Raw genomic sequence first — 16,503 nt, 5'->3', positions numbered from 1 at the left:
GTGTTGCTGCGCCGGTGTTGTGGTTTCTGCCGCTGCCGGATGGCGGGCGGATTGGCCACAAAAAAGGCGCGACCCTGCAGCCGCGCCTTTCCGTTGTTGCCGGGGTTGGGCGCTTACATGCCCAGCGAGGCCTTGTAGACAGCGATCTGGCTGTCACGCCCGATCTGGTCTGTGATCTTCTCCCATGCGGCGGCGATGGCATCCGCAGTTTCCTGGGCCGATCCGTACTGGCCCGCATAGCCTTTGGCCAGTTCATCCTCGGCCACAGAGTAGTACTGGAAGATGCCCGGGATACGGGGTTCGATGGCCGCGTTCGGATGGTTGTAGCTGTCCGCGTTAGAGCCGAGGTAGTCCTCGATAAACGCGCGGTCATAGCCTGCTTCTTCCCACTCTTCGAACTGGAAGTGCGAGTTGCGGTACGGCTGGAAGCCCGAAGGGTAGGCCGACGCCCAGAGCGACAGGTCCTTGCCGCCCAGATGGGCCGCTGCCGACCAGGCCGCTTTTTTCTTTTTCTCGTCGCCTTCAACCGTTGCCATGACATAGACGCCCCAGCCGATGTAGGCCATGTTGGGTGCCTCATTGCGCGTGTCTTCCCATGCGCCTTCGGCTGCGTTGTAGACACGTTCGGACGCGGGGTTGATGCCAAAGCCCACGACATCGCCCACGACAGAGGTGTCAGAGGTGCGCGCAGAGGAGCCCACATCGCCCCACCACATCAGCATGGAGCCGGTACCCGCCAGGAACTGCTGGAAGGCCGTGGTGCCAGGATCGGCGTTGATCTGATCTGCCGGGTATGCGCCCGCCTCGATCAGGTCCATCACGTCCTGAATGGCCTGAACCCATGCGGGGTTGTTGACCATCGGCTTCATCGTGTCCGGCTCAAAGAGCCAGGCCGGAGAGTTCGGGTGCTTGGCATAGGCTGACGCGCGGTTTTCGAGGAAATAGAACCCGAAACCACCCCAGCCTTTGAGCGGATCAAGATAGCCGTGCGCGGGCAGTCCGGTAAGCGGATCTTCCTTGCCGACCAGATCCTTGCTGACCTGGTTGATCTCCTGCCAGGTGGTCGGCACTTCGGCACCGCCGATACCGTCCGCACCGAAGTAGTCCTTGCGATAGGCAAAGGAATGGCAGTCGCCGTCGATGGACACACGGTATGTCTTGCCGTTCCAGGTGCCGACGGGCGCTTTGAGGTAATCCACATAGTCGTCCATGTCGATCTGCTCTTTGACCCAGTCCGGCATCTCGGAGGCAAGGCCCTTGCCCAGCACGTCGCCCTCAAAAGGCGCACCCATCTCGATGATGTCAAAGTCGACCGTCCCGGTCGCGATGGACTGCTGAAGCCGCGCGTTATAGTCCGCCTGTGCCAGATCGATCCAGTTGATTTTGGCGCCTGTGTAGGCCTCCCAGGGCTTCAGGAACCCGCGGAACAGGAAGTTGTGCAGGTTCTGGTTGTTGAGCCCCATAAAGGTCAGCTCGACGCCGGCGAACTCGCCCTCGGTGACATTTTCCTTTGTCGCGGCCAGACACATCTCGCCGACTTTCTGCCAGTCGCTGTCTGTCGGGGAACCGGCACCAACGCCCGGAATTTTCAGAATTTCGGCCCGGACATTTCCGTGCCCGTCCGCAAAGGCAGACTTTGGCATCATCGCCGCCGCGCCCAGTGCAGCAGAGCCCTTGAGCATCTGGCGCCGGTTCATTTTCTGCGCGGCCTTAATATAATTATAGAGTTCGACTTTCACGTGTTTCCTCCCAAGACAACAGGTGCTGGTTTCTTTGTGAGAAAGGACAAGCTCAGGAATTTATTTGTAATTTATGCAAGCTTTGTTCTGATATCCCCCACTGGAATTTCAGTATGGGCCTAATTGGACACGAGTCAACAAAAGCAAGGGGATGGGCGTGGACAGGCCCGGTGCCATTGACTAGCATCACGCAGGGACGGGTGGGAGAAATCGCTGAATGGCCGATGTAAAGATTGAGGAGATCCGCAAATCCTATGGTGCGGTCGAGGTCATCCACGGGCTGAATATTGACATTGCAGACGGCGAGTTTGTTGCCCTTGTGGGCCCGTCCGGCTGTGGCAAGTCAACGCTGCTGCGGATGATTGCCGGTCTGGAGCCGATCAACAGCGGCACCATCGCCATTGGCGAGCGGGTCGTGAACAACCTGCCCCCGTCCGGGCGGGACATCGCCATGGTGTTTCAGACCTATGCGCTGTACCCGCATAAATCCGTCGCCGAGAACATGGGGTTTGCGCTCAAGGTGGCCGGGGTCAACCGGGCGGATATTGACCGCCGGGTGCGCGAGGCCGCGGAAATCCTCAGCCTGACGGAATACCTGGACCGCAAACCGCGCCATTTATCCGGCGGTCAGCGCCAGCGCGTGGCCATGGGCCGGGCCATTGTGCGCGACCCGCAGGTTTTTCTGTTTGATGAACCGCTCAGCAACCTGGATGCCAAGCTGCGCATCCAGATGCGCACCGAGATCAAGGAGCTGCACCAGCGGCTGAAAACCACCACCGTTTTTGTGACCCACGACCAGATCGAGGCGATGACCCTGGCGGACCGTATCGTTGTGATGCAGGGCGGGCGGATCGAACAGATCGGATCGCCACTGGAGCTTTATGACAATCCGGCCAACGAATTTGTCGCCACCTTTATCGGTGCGCCATCGATGAACCTGTTGCCCGGCACCCTGAACGAAGGCCGGGTGACGGTCGCGGATCAGGTTTTTGCAGGACCGTCGGGCAGTGGCCAGGTCCGGCTTGGGGTGCGGCCCGAACACCTGATCCTGGCTGAGGATGGCCTGGAGATGGAAGTCAAAGTGGTTGAGCCCACCGGATCGGAAACCATGGTGTTTCTGAAGTTCGGCAGCCAGGACATCACGGCGGTTTTCCGCGAGCGCCACGCGTTTCTGCCGGGCGAGGTGATCCGACTGAAACCGGACCCGGCGCATCTGCATCTTTTTGATGCCGAGACCGGACAGCGGATCGGATAGCGCCTGTGCCCAGCGTCATGTGTTTCGGAGACAGCAATACACACGGCACCCGGGCAATGCGGTTCTGGGGAGACAGGCGCAGACACCCCCGCGGCATCCGCTGGCCGGATGTGCTGGCCGATACGCTGGGCGCCGGCTGGGAGGTGGTCGCCGAAGGGCATCCGGGACGGACAGCTGTTTTTGACGACCCCATCGAGGGGACGCACAAAAACGGGCAGCGGGCGCTGCCGGTGCTGCTGGAGAGCCACAGGCCCCTTGATCTGGTGGTGGTGATGCTGGGTACGAACGACCTGAAGCACCGGTTCGGCGCAAACCCCGGCGACATCGCCCTTGGGATTGAGCGGCTCGTCATGGAAATCTCCCGGTCGGACGCGGGACCGGGCAGCACTGCCCCTGGCGTGCTGATCGCGGCCCCGGCACAGGTTATGGAAACCGGGGCACTTGCAGAGATTTTCGCAGGGGCCGCAGAAAAGTCCCGGGCGCTGCCCGCCTGTCTGGCCGGGATTGCAGAGCGTCAGGGTGCCGGGTTCTGGGATGCCGGGAGCGTGGCACAGGTGGACCTGGTTGACGGCATACATCTGAGCGCAGCGGCACACAGGGCGATCGGGCTGGCCCTGGCAGGGGAAATCCGCGGACAACTGAACACCGAAGAGGAGTGAAACATGCTCAAAGGAATTCATCCGGTACTGAATGCAGATGTGCTCTATGCCCTGCGCGCGATGGGACATGGTGACGATCTGATCATTGCGGATACGAACTTTCCCTCGGACAGCGTCGCACGCGAAACCGTGCTGGGCCATGTCCTGCGGATTGACCTGCCCGCCGCCGAGGTCGTGCGGGCGGTGCTGTCGGTCTATCCGATTGACACCTTTGTCGATGACGCCGCCGCCCGCATGGAGGTCGTGGGCGAGCCGGACACCATCCTGCCGGTGATGAACGAGGTGCAGGCCGAGGTGGACGCCGTGGGCGGGCCCACAATGATCGGTGTGGAGCGGTTTGATTTTTATGACCGCGCGAAAAAGGCATATGCGGTGATCCAGACCCATGAGCGGCGGTTTTACGGCTGTTTCGCCTTTCGCAAGGGTGTCATCCCGCCGGATGAGGGCTGAGCATGGGCAGGGTAATCATACTCGGCGTCTTTGTCGCGGACACCGCCTATCGCGCAGACCGGATGCCCCGGATGGGTGAGACGATCATGGGCAACGCCTTTGCTCTGGGACCTGGCGGGAAAGGGTCCAATCAGGCCGTGGCCGCGGCTCGCATGGGGGCAGAGACACATTTCATCTCAAAACTCGGGCAGGATGATTTTGGCAAGCTGGCGCTGGACACATGGGCCGCCGCCGGGGTGACCCCGCATGCCGAGGCGTGCCACGACAGCTATACCGGGGCGGCACATATTTTCATCGAAGAGAGCACAGGCGACAACGCAATCATCATCGCTCCCGGGGCGGGCGCTCTGATCAGCACAGACGATCTGGAAGCCCGGGCGGATCTGATTGCGCAGGCGGATGTTTTTGTCACGCAGCTGGAGCAGCCGATGGAGGCCGCGATGCGCGGGCTGGAGATTGCCCGGGCGGCCGGGGTGACCACGGTTCTGAACCCTGCACCTGCAGCCCCGCTGCCGGACGGGATGCTGGCGCTCTGTGATTACGTCACGCCGAACGAAACCGAATGCGAGGCGCTGACCGGGATCGCCGTCCATACCGCCGAGGATGCGCAGAAAGCCGGCCAGGTTCTGCGCGATATGGGCGTTGGCACGCCGATCATCACGATGGGGGAACAGGGCGCATGGCTCTGGGAGCATGGTCTGGTGCCCGCCGTCAGCGCGGGCCCGGTGGTGGAAACAACCGGTGCCGGTGACGCGTTCAACGGCGGGTTTGCCGCTGCCCTCGCCGAAGGCATGACCGCAGTGCAGGCCACGATTTACGGATGTGCGACCGCCGGGTTGTCGGTGACAAAGGCCGGCACGGCACCCTCCATGCCCGACCGGGCGGCGGTGATCGCGCTGGTGGCGGCGCGCTGACAGCAGGGCAATGACAACGTCGCGGCCCCGGCGATCCGGGACCGCACCGCCACGTCAGCCTTTGTGGTGGCTTTCCTGCAGACCGTAGACCGGGGTCGCAATGCCCTCCATCCGCGCCTTGATCTGCAGAGACAGAAACTGCGAGTAGTGGCGCGACTGGTGCAGGTTGCCGCCATGGAACCACAGTGCTTCCTGCTGCGTGGGTTTCCACATGTTGCGCTGCTCGCCCTCCCAGGGGCCCGGATCCTTGGGCGTGTCAGAGCCCAGCCCCCAGACTTTGCCCACCTTGTCGGCCGTTTCCTGATCCACCAGATCAGCGACCCAGCCGTTCATGGAGCCATAGCCCGTGGCATAGACGATCAAGTCAGCCTCCAGCTTTGTGCCGTCCTCCAGAACAATGCCGTCCTCGACAACCTCGGTGACCTGACCGTGCGCCAGTTTTATTTTGCCATCGATGATCAGCTGGCTGGCCCCCACATCAATGTAGTAGCCCGAGCCCCGGCGCAGGTATTTCATAAAGAGACCCGAGCCATCGGCGCCCCAGTCAAGCTGGAAACCCGCTTTTTCGAGCCCGGCGTAGAAATCCGCGTCGACCTCTTTGATCTTGTCGTACACTGGGATCTGGAATTCATGCAGGATCGCATAGGGCAGCGAGGCAAAGATCATATCCGCCTTGTTGGTGGTCATGCCCGCGGCCACGGCCCGTTCGGAGTAAAGATCCCCCAGACCGATTTCCATCAGCGGTTCAGAGCGGACAATATGTGTGGTCGAGCGCTGAACCATCGTGACATCGACATCGTTTTCCCACAGCGCCGCACAGATATCATGCGCGGAGTTGTTGGACCCGATGACCACGGCCTTTTTACCCTTGTAGGCGTCGGGCCCGGGGTGTTTCGAGCTGTGGTGCTGGTCGCCTTTGAAGCTGTCCATACCGGGGAAATCGGGGACATTCGCCTTGGCGGACATGCCGGTGGCAAAGATCAGCTGTTTTGGTTTCAGCACGACCGTTTCACCGTCGCGGTCCACGGTGACCGTCCACTCCTTGCTGCCCTCGTCATAGGACGCGTTCTGGCAGGTGGAGCGTGTCCAGTAGTTCAGCTCCATGATGCGGGTGTACATCTCCAGCCAGTCACCGATCTTGTCCTTGGGGGCAAAGACAGGCCAGTTTGGCGGGAAGGGCAGATAGGGCAGGTGATCGTACCAGACCGGGTCATGCAGACAGAGCGACTTGTAGCGGTTGCGCCAGCTGTCGCCCGGACGCTCGTTCTTTTCCACGATGATCGTCGGCACCCCAAGCTGGCGCAGACGTGCGCCCAGCGCGATACCGCCCTGCCCACCGCCGATGATCACCGTATAGGGTTGTCTGGAATAGCCCAGTTCCGCAGCTTCGGTTTCGCGTTCTTCTTTCCAGGTGGGGCGGTGTTTGCCGGCGCCGTGTTTGGCCCCCAGCGGGCGGTCATAGCCCAGCGGCTCCTCGTGGCCTTTGAGCTCGACCATGGATGTCAGCAGGGTCCAGATCAGGCCATCACGCAGACGGATGAGCCCGTAGCCACGTGATACCCCGGTTTCAAAACTGATCCAGGCGGTGGTGATGCCGCCGTCCTCTGCCGCGGTTTCCCCTTCGGCGATTTTCCAGCCACCGGGGGCAACAGAGTCCAGCTGTGCGGAGAGCATATCAGCAATCGCCGCGCGCCCCTCCATCGTCCTGATGTTCCAGGTGAAGGACACAAGATCACGCCAGTAGCTGTCTTCGGTAAAGAGCGCGGCGGCCCCCGCGGCATCCCCCGCTGTCAGCGCTTCGTCGAGGTTTCCAAGGACCTTTTCAACTTCTGAATTGGCAGTCTGATCTAGCATATTTCCATCCCTGCAATCTTGTTTGTGGTGTATCCGGTCGAAATTACCGTGCCGTCCATTCAACCTAGACGTTAACTATTTCGCTTGGCAAGTGAATCAGAGCCGTGGGCGCACGGTACGCGGATCATGGCGAATTCACTGCGCCAAACTGTACGCTGGCGTATGTTATCAAAGCCGGGTGCAGCGGACAGTCTGAGACAGCTCAGACGTCCAGCGTCTGGCCGGGCGCAGAGTGAGCGCGGCACAGCGGCATGCCTGCCGTATCGTCTGTCTGCCCACTCCGGCCGGAAACAGCAGTTTCGCGCCGCTCTACAGCGGCTGTCCCTGTCGCGCCAAAGCCTCGGGCGGCCCACGCGGGTGCACACGGTTTCCGGTCACCGGTCGGGGCGGAAGCAGGCGATGGGCCGCCGTTGATGCGTAACTGAACCGTTCCGTTCAATTTGCGCTGGCATTGCACGGTCATCGCGCTAATGTCGGAAGGGCAAAACAACCTCCGGAAGAAGTATGACATGAAGCACATCCTGCCTGTAACTGCGTTTCTGACGGCCCTGGTCATGTCATCACAAAGCCTGGCGCAGAACGGGCCGCCGCCGGTCACGGTTGCGAAACCGGTGGTGAAAACAATTGTCGAGGACGACGAGTTTGTCGGACGGTTCGACGCGGAAGGGCAGGTGACGGTCCGGGCCCGCGTGTCCGGCTATCTGGAGGATGTTCATTTCAGTGATGGCAGCCTGGTTGAAGAGGGCCAGCTGCTCTACACCATCGACCAGCGCCAGTTCCGCACGGCATTGCGACAGGCCCAGGCGCAGATTGACGTCGCACAGGCCACTTTTGATTTCGCCGAGGAGCAGCTGCAGCGCGCGGAAGCGCTGATCGCCAACGGCAACATCGCCCAGAGTGCGGTGGATTCGAGGCGTGAGGCCTATCTCTCTGCCCAGGGTGCGCTGGAGCAGGCGAGGGCAGCCCTGGAGCTGGCCGAGCTGGATCTGGAGTATTCGCAGATCACCGCCCCGATGTCGGGTCGCATCGGGCAGACGCTGGTGGATCCCGGCAATCTGGTTCAGGCAAATGAATCGCAGCTGACGACCATCGTCTCGTCTGATCCGATCTACTTTTATTTCGATATCGATGAGCGTTATTTCCTGGCCTATGCCCGCGATGCCCGTGCACGTGGCGCGACCCTGCAGGAGGGCGGTGGCGGGCTGGAAGTTCTGGTAACGCTGTCGGACAAGAGTATTCCGCCGCTGCCGGGTGTTCTGGACTTTTCGGAAAACCGGATTGATGCGGCAACCGGTACCATGCGGGTGCGCGCCGTCCTTGATAACCCCGATGAAATCCTGACACCGGGTCTGTTCGGGCGGGTGAATGTGCCGGGCTCCCTGCCTTACGAGGGTATTCTGGTGCCGGACAATGCGGTCGTTGCAGACCAGAACCGACGGCTGGTGATGAGCGTGGATGATGCGGGCAATGTCATCCCGATCCCTGTCCGCCCCGGTCCCAGGATCGACGGATACCGCGTCATCCGCGAGGGGCTCGACGGCTCCGAGGTCATCGTGGTTGAGGGCATTGTCCGCGCCCGCCCCGGCAGTGTCGTCACACCTGAGATGACAGAGCTGCCTCTGGTCGCGGGCAACTGAGATGGGGCGCTTTTTTGTCAGCCGGCCGATCTTTGCGATCGTTATTTCCGTGATTATGACCATTGTCGGTCTGATCTCTTATACGCAGCTGCCCATTGAACAGTATCCCCAGATCGCACCCCCGTCGATTGTGGTGCGGGCAAACTATCCCGGGGCGGATGCAGCCACCATTGCGGCAACCGTCGCCACCCCGCTTGAGCAGGAGATCAACGGTGTCGAGGGGATGCTGTACCTGTCCTCCTACTCCACCGCTGATGGTTCCATGAGCCTGTCGATCACGTTTGAGCTGGGCACGGATCTGGATGCCGCACAGGTGCTGGTGCAGAACAGGGTGGCCATTGCAGAGCCCCGCCTGCCCCAGGAAGTGCGCGCACTGGGCGTAACGACAACGAAATCATCGCCCGACCTGATGATGGTTGTGCACATGCTCTCGCCTGACGAGAGCTTTGACCAGCTTTATGTGTCGAACTATGCCCGCTCGCGGGTGCGGGACCGGCTTGTGCGCCTTGATGGTGTCGGTGATCTGCTGATTTTCGGCGAGCGGGAATTTTCCGCACGGGTCTGGCTGGATCCGGACAAACTGTCGTCTCTGGGGCTGACCGCCGGGGATGTCGTCGACGCGCTGCGCGAGCAGAACGTGCAGGTTTCGGGCGGCTCTCTGGGGGCGCCGCCAAATGACAGCGGCAGCGCGTTTCAGGTGACGATCACAACACAGGGCCGGCTGGAAAGCCCGCGCGAATTCGGGCGGGTGATTGTGCGCGCATCAGAAGAGGGCCGCGTCGTCAGGGTGCGTGATGTGGCCCGCGTTGAGATCGGGGCGCGGTCTTATGTCAACAACTCATACCTTAACAACAAACCCGCCGTGGCCCTGGGTATTTTCCAGCGCCCGGGATCAAACGCGCTGGCTTCAGCCGAAGAAATCATCAGCGTCATGGATGAACTGGCCGGGGATTTCCCGCCCGGTCTGGAATACAATGTGGTCTATAACCCGACCGAGTTTATCGAATCCTCCGTCAATGCTGTGTACCAGACCCTGTTCGAGGCGGTTCTGCTCGTCGTCGTGGTCATCATCGTTTTCCTGCAGAGCTGGCGCACCGCCATCATTCCGCTGCTGGCCATACCCGTATCGCTGATCGGCACTTTCGCTGTGATGCTGGGACTGGGGTATACGCTCAACCTGCTGACCCTCTTTGGCCTGATCCTGGCCATCGGGATCGTTGTTGATGACGCCATCGTGGTCGTCGAGAATGTCGAGCGCAACATCCGGGACGGCATGACCCCGCGCCAGGCATCGATGCGCACGATGGACGAGGTCCAAAGCGCCATCATCGGCACCTCGCTGGTGCTGATCGCTGTTTTTGTACCTGCAGCCTTCGTGCCCGGGATAACCGGCCAGTTCTACAAACAGTTTGCCGTGACAATCTCTGTTGCGACGGTCATCTCGACCATCAACTCCCTGAGCCTGTCGCCCGCGTTGTCAGCGGCCATTCTGCGCCCCCATTCGACCGGTTCACCGCAAAATCCACTGGCGCGGTTCGGGGCGTCCGTCTCGGACCGGTTCAACAGGGGATTTGACAGGCTGACTGACGGATATACCGCCATCATTGCCTGGCTGGTCGGCTCCGTCCGGATGCTGGCGCTGACGTTTACCGTCTTTGCCGGACTTCTGGGCGTGACCTGGTGGATCAGCCAGGAAGTGCCGACCGGGTTCATTCCCGATGCCGATCAGGGCTATGCGATTGTCGTGGTGCAGCTGCCTGACGGTGCATCGCTGGAGCGGACAGATGCTGTGATCCGGCAGGCGACAGATATCGCACTGGAAACACCAGGTGTGACCAATGCCGTGGCCTTTGCCGGTTTCTCCGGGGCAACCTTTACCAATGCCAGCAATCAGGGCGTGATTTTCACAACCTTCGACAGTTTTGAGAGCCGCGCGGAAAGCGGGCTGAACGCCGGTGCAATTGTCGGACAGCTTTTTGGGCGGATGCAGGCCCTGCGCGAGGCCTTTATCATTGCGATTGCGCCCCCGGCCGTACGGGGTGTCGGCAATGGCGGCGGCTTTAAACTGCAGCTGCGCGAAAACGAAAGCGCGGACATGGGCCGCGTGCTGAACACCGCCTATGCGATCATGGGGGCCTCGGCGCAGTCGGACAGCGTTCAGGGGGTTTTCACGACGTTCTCTGCCGGGTCCCCGCAGGTCTATCTCGAGATCGACCGGGTGCGCGCACAGATGCTCAATGTCCCGATCGGAGCGATATTCGAGACCCTTTCGATCAATCTCGGCTCGGCCTACGTGAACGACTACAACGCACTGGGGCGCCTCTTTCAGGTCCGCGCCCAGGCCGATCAGCAGTTCCGCCTCGACGTAGAGGACATTACAGCGCTCAAAGTCCGTTCAGCGACCGGCGCGCTGGTGCCGCTGGGCACGCTCGTTTCTGTCGTTGATACTGCGGGTCCCGCGCTGGTACAGCGCTATAACCAGCAGGTGTCTGTGCCGGTTCAGGGCTCTGCCGCGCCGGGCGTCTCGACCGGTGACGCACTGATCGCCATGGAGGAACTTGCCGCATCACTGATGCCCCCGGGCGTTGATTTTGAATGGACGGAACTGGCACTGCAGGAGCGCAACCAGGGGGACACGGCAGCCTATATCTTTGCTTTCTCCATTCTGTTCGCCTTTTTGTTTCTGGCCGCGCTTTATGAAAGCTGGGCGCTGCCGGTGGCCATTGTCCTTGTGGTGCCCATGGCCGTTCTGGGCGCGCTGGCCGGTGTAATGCTGCGGGGCATGGATAACAATATCCTGACTCAGGTGGGCCTGATCGTCCTGGTCGGGCTGAGCGCCAAAAACGCCATTCTGATTGTCGAGTTTGCCAAACAGGCGCAGGAAGAGCGCGGATGCCCACCCGCCGAGGCCGCTGTTGACGCCAGTCGTCTGCGTCTCAGGCCCATTCTGATGACAGCACTGGCCTTTATCCTCGGCGTTGTGCCCCTGCTGTTGGCGACAGGTCCTGGTGCCGAGATGCGACAGGCACTGGGCACGGCCGTGTTTTTCGGGATGTCCGGCGTGACATTCCTCGGACTGTTTCTGACACCGGTGTTTTACGTGGCGATCAGAACGCTCTTTCCCGCACGCGCGCCCGCGGAATAGCCCGTCAGCGCAGACCGTACCGGAACAGTGCGGTCTGATTTAAACTGGCTGTTGTCTTGACCTCGGGCGCGGAATTGGCACAGGCTTCCCGCACTGAAACTGCGCGTGACACAGAACACGCGAAAAGGGGAATGCCCGGATGGCCGACACGGCAACTGCTGGCGCCGGGGGCGCGAAATTCAGGCTGCGCATCATGATTGCGACGGGCATGGTGATGTTCGTCTTTATCACCATGCATCTGGCAAATCTCAGCCTCGGGCTGATTTCCGTGCAGGCGATGGAGGACTGGCGCTGGATGCTGAGCGGGGTCTGGTCGTCGGTGCCGCCGCTCAAGATCCTTTTGCAGGCCTCGCTGATACTGCATTTTCTGGTGGCTCTGGGCTCGCTCTATTTCCGGAACACGCTGAAACTGCCCGCCTATGATATGGCGCAGATGGTAGCCGGGGTGCTGATCATTCCTTTGCTGGGCATGCATGTGTTCGGTGTGATGGCCATCGATGATCTGGGTCTGGAGCCAACCTATATGATCGTGCTGGGGCAGTTCTGGGTCGTCTCGCCGCTGGATGGTCTGCAACAGGTGGTGATGCTGGTGGTCGCGTGGATTCACGGGGCCATCGGCATGTACACATGGCTGCAGGCCCGCGACAGTTCCGCCCGGGTGATGAATTTCTTTTACCCGCTGGTCGTCGCCCTGCCCATTCTGGCGATGCTGGGGTATGTCGAGGCTGGCCGCCAGATCATTCCTGTCGATGAAGGCGGCGAGGGCTTTGTGCTGGAAAACGATCCCAATGCAGCCGGCCCCACGGTGGATCCCGATATGATCCCCGGCATCATTGCTCAGGCCAAAGAGCGCCCCAGACGGGCGACACAGATTTCACTGGGCCTTGTGGCGCTGGTGCTGGTGGCCCGCTGGTTGCGGGTTTCGCGGCAGGCCGGCGGACGTGTCAGCGTGACATACACCGGACGACGGCCCGCCACTTTCGAGGCTGACACAGGGCTGACGCTGCTGGAAATGGTGCGCGAAAACGATCTGCCGCACGCCAGCATCTGTCGCGGGCGGGGGCGCTGCGGCACCTGCCGTGTGCGTGTTCTGTCCGGCGCGGACGCCCTGCCTGCCCCGTCCGAGGCAGAAGCGAAAGTTCTCGCGCGCTGGCAGGCCGGTCCGGATGAACGGCTCGCCTGCCAGCTGATTCCCCGCGAGGGTGCTCTGGAAGTTGAACGGGTGATCGAGGCGGATTACTCCAACCTCAGCGAAGCGCGCACTGTCCGGGACGGTGACGCGCCGGCGGCAGCAACGTGATGGGTTTTTGGCGACTGCTTATGGCCACGCTGGCTTTGGTGTCTTTTCTGGGGACAGCCGATGCACAGGTGGTGCCTGGCACCACTCCGGCTGATGCGCCCGAGACACCGGACCCCTCCCCGAATGATGTGCGCGAACTGCTGCGTCTGCTGGGCGATCCGGGCATTCAGGAATGGCTGCAGACCAGTGCCGATGAAACCGGGCAGATTGACACCGGCCCTGTGCTGACCCTGCGCGAGCAACTCGACGCACAGCTGGCGCGCATCGCACAACGGGTACAGTCCCTGTCTCTGGCCTGGGAAATACTGCCGCAGATGCCCGCACTCATGGCCGATGTCTGGAACAGTGAGCTGTCGCATGCCCAGAAAGTCCGCTCTGCGACCTATATCCTGACCTTTCTGCTGATCGGCCTGGGGCTGGAATGGCTCTACAGGCAATATATGCGCTATCCGCTGCTGCGCATGGAACAGGCGCCCAAGGATGCGCCCCTGGAAAAGCTCACAGGGGCTGCGGTCCGGGCTGCGATCATCTTTGCCGGTCTTGGGGTTTTTGCGGTTGGCAGTATCGGCGCGTTCAAGAGCTTTGACTGGCATCCGCTGATCGAGGCGCTGGTGCTGGATTTTCTGGCAATGGTCCTGGTTTTCCGGATCGTGATGACGCTGTCGCTGTTCCTGCAGGCGCCATTCGCGCCCGAGCTGCGACTGGTCCCCTATGGCACGCCTGTTGCACGTTACCTTCATGAAACCCTGCGCCTGCTGGCCTTTGCAGTGGTGGCCGGTCTGGTGGTCTCGTTCATGCTCAACCGCGTCGCCGCAATGCGCGAGATGGATCTCGGCGGCAGTCTGGCGGCGGTGGCACTTGCGCAGACGGTGGCTGTGGCCCTGCTGGTCGTTCTGGTGACCTGGGGCTGCATCTGGACCGCGTTCCGGCGTGTCCCGCAGATGTGCGAAACGGCACCGGATACGCGCCGCCTGACATTCTGGCGGAACTATCTCATTATTCTGGTCGGCATGGTTTTCGGGCTGTGGCTGGTGGGCATGTTCGGCCTGATGTGGGCCGTTCTTGTGATCGGCGCCTCCATTCCGGGCCTGCGACTGTTGCAGTCGTGGATTGACCATTTCTTTGACCAGTCGACTGCAGCCCTGCACGACCAGCATATGGCAGAGGCACAAAGCACACTGGATGCGTTTGTGCGCGCAGAAGCGGATGGCGAACTGCAGGAGGGGGAGCCGCAGCCAGAGGTGCCGGAGTTCGCAGACCCTTATGCCACGGTCCGCCCCATCGTTCAGCGCGCCGCGCGTTTTATCTTTCTGATGGGGGGTGTGTTGCTGCTGTCCACCGCCTGGGGTGTGAACATTTTTGATCTGTCTGCCGACCGCAGCGTGCTGGGCCGCATCCTGGAAGTGCTGATCGACAGTATTGTCGCCCTGCTGCTGGCAGATCTGGTCTGGACCTGGGCCAAAACGGTGATCGACAAGCGCGTGGCGGACTATGAGCCCCCTGTTGACGGTCAGGCCCCCGGGCCAGAGGCGCGGATGATCACGCTGCTGCCGCTGTTGCGCACCATCCTGATGGTCGCCCTGCTGATCATGGTATCGCTGAGCGTTCTCAGTGCCGCCGGGGTCAACATTGCCCCGATCCTCGCCGGTGCAGGCATACTGGGCATCGCCATCGGTTTCGGCACGCAATCGCTGGTCCGGGACATTGTGGCCGGGATATTCTTCCTGATCGACGACGCCTTCCGGCTGGGGGAATATATTGAGGTTGGCGAACTGATGGGCACAGTTGAGAGCATATCTGTGCGTTCCATGCGCATCCGCCACCACCGCGGCAAAGTCCATACCGTGCCCTATGGTGAGCTGAAAAGTCTGACCAACCACAGCCGCGACTGGGTCATCATGAAGCTGGAATTCCGTGTGCCCTTTGACACGGATCTGCAACTGGTCAAAAAGCTCATCAAAAAAGTCGGTGCCGAGCTGGCCGCAAACGAGCACTACGGCCCTTCTATCCTCAGCACGCTCAAATCCCAGGGTGTGCGGCGCATGGAGGAGTTCAACATGGTCGTCGGTGTAAAATTTATGACCAAACCGGGCGAGCAATGGCTGGTGCGGCGGGACGCTTATCAGAAAGTGCGCGACATTTTTGATGCCAACGGCATCCGCATGGCCGAGCGCAACGTCAAGGTAGAGATCGAAGGGGGCGACACCCTTACAGACGCGCAGCGCACTGCCGTGGCCGGTGCAGCACAGGAAGCATCCCAGGGGCCATCGGGCCCGCCGAAACCAATCCCGGATGAGCCGTAGCAGCCTGCACGCGCTCGGAGTCTGAAGCCAGAAAAGACCTTCATTTTTTCGCGACCCGACCGCGATCTGACCCATTACACCGTTTGCGTCCCGCTGGTTTCCGATGCACCGTCCACCTGACGGAGGTAAACCTGTGTTCGTCCCGTGCGTTACACAGAGTCACCCTGTTACCTGCGAAAACCAGAGGCAGACCACCTGAAAGAATGACGTTTTGCGCCACGGCGCGACGGCAGGGAAAGATTAACCATAGCGGGCCAAAACGCAGGAATTTTCCGTTTTTTTTACCTCTCTGCATCAATAAGGGCTCACTTTTTGAAGGGGTGTGTCATGTTTGGTCGTATTTTTCTCGCTCTCGCGTTTCTGTTCGCTCTGAGTTTTTCTGCGCTCGCAGAAAGCTGGCAACTGCTTCGCGCCGATGGCAATGTGCGGATCACAACGGACGGAACCACCTGGAGCGACGCAGAGGTCGGCGCGGATCTGACCGGTGCGACATGGATCAGAACAGGCCCGCGCAGCAGGGCCATTCTGGCACGCGGGGACGAACGCATCGTGTACCGCGCAGACACTCTTGCCGCGATTTCCGTTTCCCAGCCCACGGGCCAGACCACCGAACTGACCCAACGGCGGGGTTCGGTTTTTCTGTCCGTGGTGACACAGAAACGCAAACGTACCAGCGTGGTGACCCCGCATCTGGCGGCGGTGATCAAGGGAACGATCCTTGAAGTGACAACTGATGAACAGGGCGTTTCCTCAGTTCGCGTCGACAAAGGCGTCGTTGAGGTACAGAGTGGCGGCCGCAGCGTGGACGTTTCCGCAGGCCGCGAAGCGTCATCAGGCGGCCAGTCCGTATCCGTGGGCGTTGCTGAAGTGACAAGCATTGTGCCCGGCACGGTAAACACATTCAGCCTGGAACTACGCCCGGCGCCGCCCCTGGCAGAGACCGCCGCCAGCGCCGCAGCCGCAGCGACTGCAGCAGGACCCGCCGCGACCGGAGCGTTCAGCATGGCCGAGGAAAGCCCCCGGAGCGCCGCCAACCGCAGCAGCAGCGCCCGCGAGCGCAGCAATTCTGACCGCAGCGGTAGCAGCCAGCCTGTGACTGTCGGCAAAAGCACTGCCAGCAACAACAATTCGGGCGGAAACTCAGGCACAGCAAGCGGTACTGCAAAGGCGGGCAACAACGGCAACAACGGCAACAACGGCAACAACGGCAACAACGGCAACAACGGCAACAACGGCAACAACGGCAA

General features: G+C 61.3%; 11 protein-coding genes. 9 read left to right on the top strand and 2 right to left on the bottom strand.

From position 1 onward, the window contains the following. Positions 1-113: 113 nt before the first annotated feature. Positions 114-1,739, bottom strand: coding sequence for a substrate-binding domain-containing protein (locus Q1A34_RS17990; protein WP_300037623.1), 1,626 nt, complete (start codon positions 1,737-1,739; stop codon positions 114-116). A gap of 217 nt (positions 1,740-1,956) precedes the next feature. Between Q1A34_RS17990 and ugpC the strand changes: the two genes are divergently transcribed. The 4 genes from ugpC to Q1A34_RS17970 are packed head-to-tail and all read left to right on the top strand — an operon-like array spanning position 1,957 to position 5,017. Then, on the top strand, positions 1,957-2,994 hold the full coding sequence (gene ugpC, locus Q1A34_RS17985; protein WP_300037620.1) for a sn-glycerol-3-phosphate ABC transporter ATP-binding protein UgpC: 1,038 nt from the start codon (positions 1,957-1,959) through the stop codon (positions 2,992-2,994). Between the two features lie 17 nt (positions 2,995-3,011). Continuing rightward, positions 3,012-3,653 carry an SGNH/GDSL hydrolase family protein gene (locus Q1A34_RS17980; protein WP_300037617.1) on the top strand — a complete coding sequence of 214 codons (642 nt, stop codon included), beginning with the start codon at positions 3,012-3,014 and terminating at the stop codon, positions 3,651-3,653. Between the two features lie 3 nt (positions 3,654-3,656). After that, positions 3,657-4,103, top strand: a complete 447-nt coding sequence (locus tag Q1A34_RS17975) for an RbsD/FucU domain-containing protein (protein ID WP_300037614.1) — start codon at positions 3,657-3,659, stop codon at positions 4,101-4,103. Positions 4,104-4,105: 2 nt separating this feature from the next. After that, positions 4,106-5,017 (top strand): ribokinase, encoded by a 912-nt coding sequence (locus Q1A34_RS17970; RefSeq protein WP_300037611.1) that lies wholly within the window; start codon positions 4,106-4,108, stop codon positions 5,015-5,017. Between the two features lie 54 nt (positions 5,018-5,071). On the opposite strand, the gene Q1A34_RS17965 is transcribed toward Q1A34_RS17970, so the two are convergent. Beyond that, positions 5,072-6,871 carry an NAD(P)/FAD-dependent oxidoreductase gene (locus tag Q1A34_RS17965; RefSeq protein ID WP_300037608.1) on the bottom strand — a complete coding sequence of 600 codons (1,800 nt, stop codon included), beginning with the start codon at positions 6,869-6,871 and terminating at the stop codon, positions 5,072-5,074. A 509-nt stretch (positions 6,872-7,380) separates the two neighbouring features. Here Q1A34_RS17965 and Q1A34_RS17960 point away from each other — a divergent pair. From Q1A34_RS17960 to Q1A34_RS17940, 5 genes are all read left to right on the top strand, one after another. Then, positions 7,381-8,508, top strand: a complete 1,128-nt coding sequence (locus Q1A34_RS17960; RefSeq protein ID WP_300037605.1) for an efflux RND transporter periplasmic adaptor subunit — start codon at positions 7,381-7,383, stop codon at positions 8,506-8,508. A 1-nt stretch (position 8,509) separates the two neighbouring features. After that, entirely contained in the window at positions 8,510-11,653 is a 3,144-nt protein-coding gene (locus Q1A34_RS17955; protein WP_300037602.1) for an efflux RND transporter permease subunit, read from the top strand. A gap of 139 nt (positions 11,654-11,792) precedes the next feature. After that, positions 11,793-12,953 carry a 2Fe-2S iron-sulfur cluster-binding protein gene (locus Q1A34_RS17950; RefSeq protein ID WP_300037599.1) on the top strand — a complete coding sequence of 387 codons (1,161 nt, stop codon included), beginning with the start codon at positions 11,793-11,795 and terminating at the stop codon, positions 12,951-12,953. Beyond that, on the top strand, positions 12,953-15,256 hold the full coding sequence (locus Q1A34_RS17945; protein WP_300037596.1) for a mechanosensitive ion channel family protein: 2,304 nt from the start codon (positions 12,953-12,955) through the stop codon (positions 15,254-15,256). Before Q1A34_RS17950 ends, Q1A34_RS17945 begins: the two co-directional genes overlap by 1 nt. A 327-nt stretch (positions 15,257-15,583) precedes the next feature. Next, a partial coding sequence (locus Q1A34_RS17940) for a FecR domain-containing protein (RefSeq protein WP_300037593.1) occupies positions 15,584-16,503 on the top strand: 920 nt, incomplete at its 3' end.

The organism is uncultured Roseobacter sp. (genome assembly GCF_947491795.1).
GTDB lineage: Bacteria > Pseudomonadota > Alphaproteobacteria > Rhodobacterales > Rhodobacteraceae > Roseobacter.
This window is presented reverse-complemented; position numbering and strand designations above follow the sequence as displayed.

Excerpts from the sequence above, each read along its gene's own strand:
- Q1A34_RS17980 (WP_300037617.1), top strand. The coding sequence starts at position 3,012 with ATGTGTTTCGGAGACAGCAATACACACGGCACCCGGGCAATGCGGTTC.
- Q1A34_RS17965 (WP_300037608.1), bottom strand. The coding sequence starts at position 6,871 with ATGCTAGATCAGACTGCCAATTCAGAAGTTGAAAAGGTCCTTGGAAAC.
- Q1A34_RS17950 (WP_300037599.1), top strand. The coding sequence starts at position 11,793 with ATGGCCGACACGGCAACTGCTGGCGCCGGGGGCGCGAAATTCAGGCTG.
- Q1A34_RS17945 (WP_300037596.1), top strand. The coding sequence starts at position 12,953 with ATGGGTTTTTGGCGACTGCTTATGGCCACGCTGGCTTTGGTGTCTTTT.
- ugpC (WP_300037620.1), top strand. The coding sequence starts at position 1,957 with ATGGCCGATGTAAAGATTGAGGAGATCCGCAAATCCTATGGTGCGGTC.
- Q1A34_RS17955 (WP_300037602.1), top strand. The coding sequence starts at position 8,510 with ATGGGGCGCTTTTTTGTCAGCCGGCCGATCTTTGCGATCGTTATTTCC.
- Q1A34_RS17975 (WP_300037614.1), top strand. The coding sequence starts at position 3,657 with ATGCTCAAAGGAATTCATCCGGTACTGAATGCAGATGTGCTCTATGCC.
- Q1A34_RS17970 (WP_300037611.1), top strand. The coding sequence starts at position 4,106 with ATGGGCAGGGTAATCATACTCGGCGTCTTTGTCGCGGACACCGCCTAT.
- Q1A34_RS17960 (WP_300037605.1), top strand. The coding sequence starts at position 7,381 with ATGAAGCACATCCTGCCTGTAACTGCGTTTCTGACGGCCCTGGTCATG.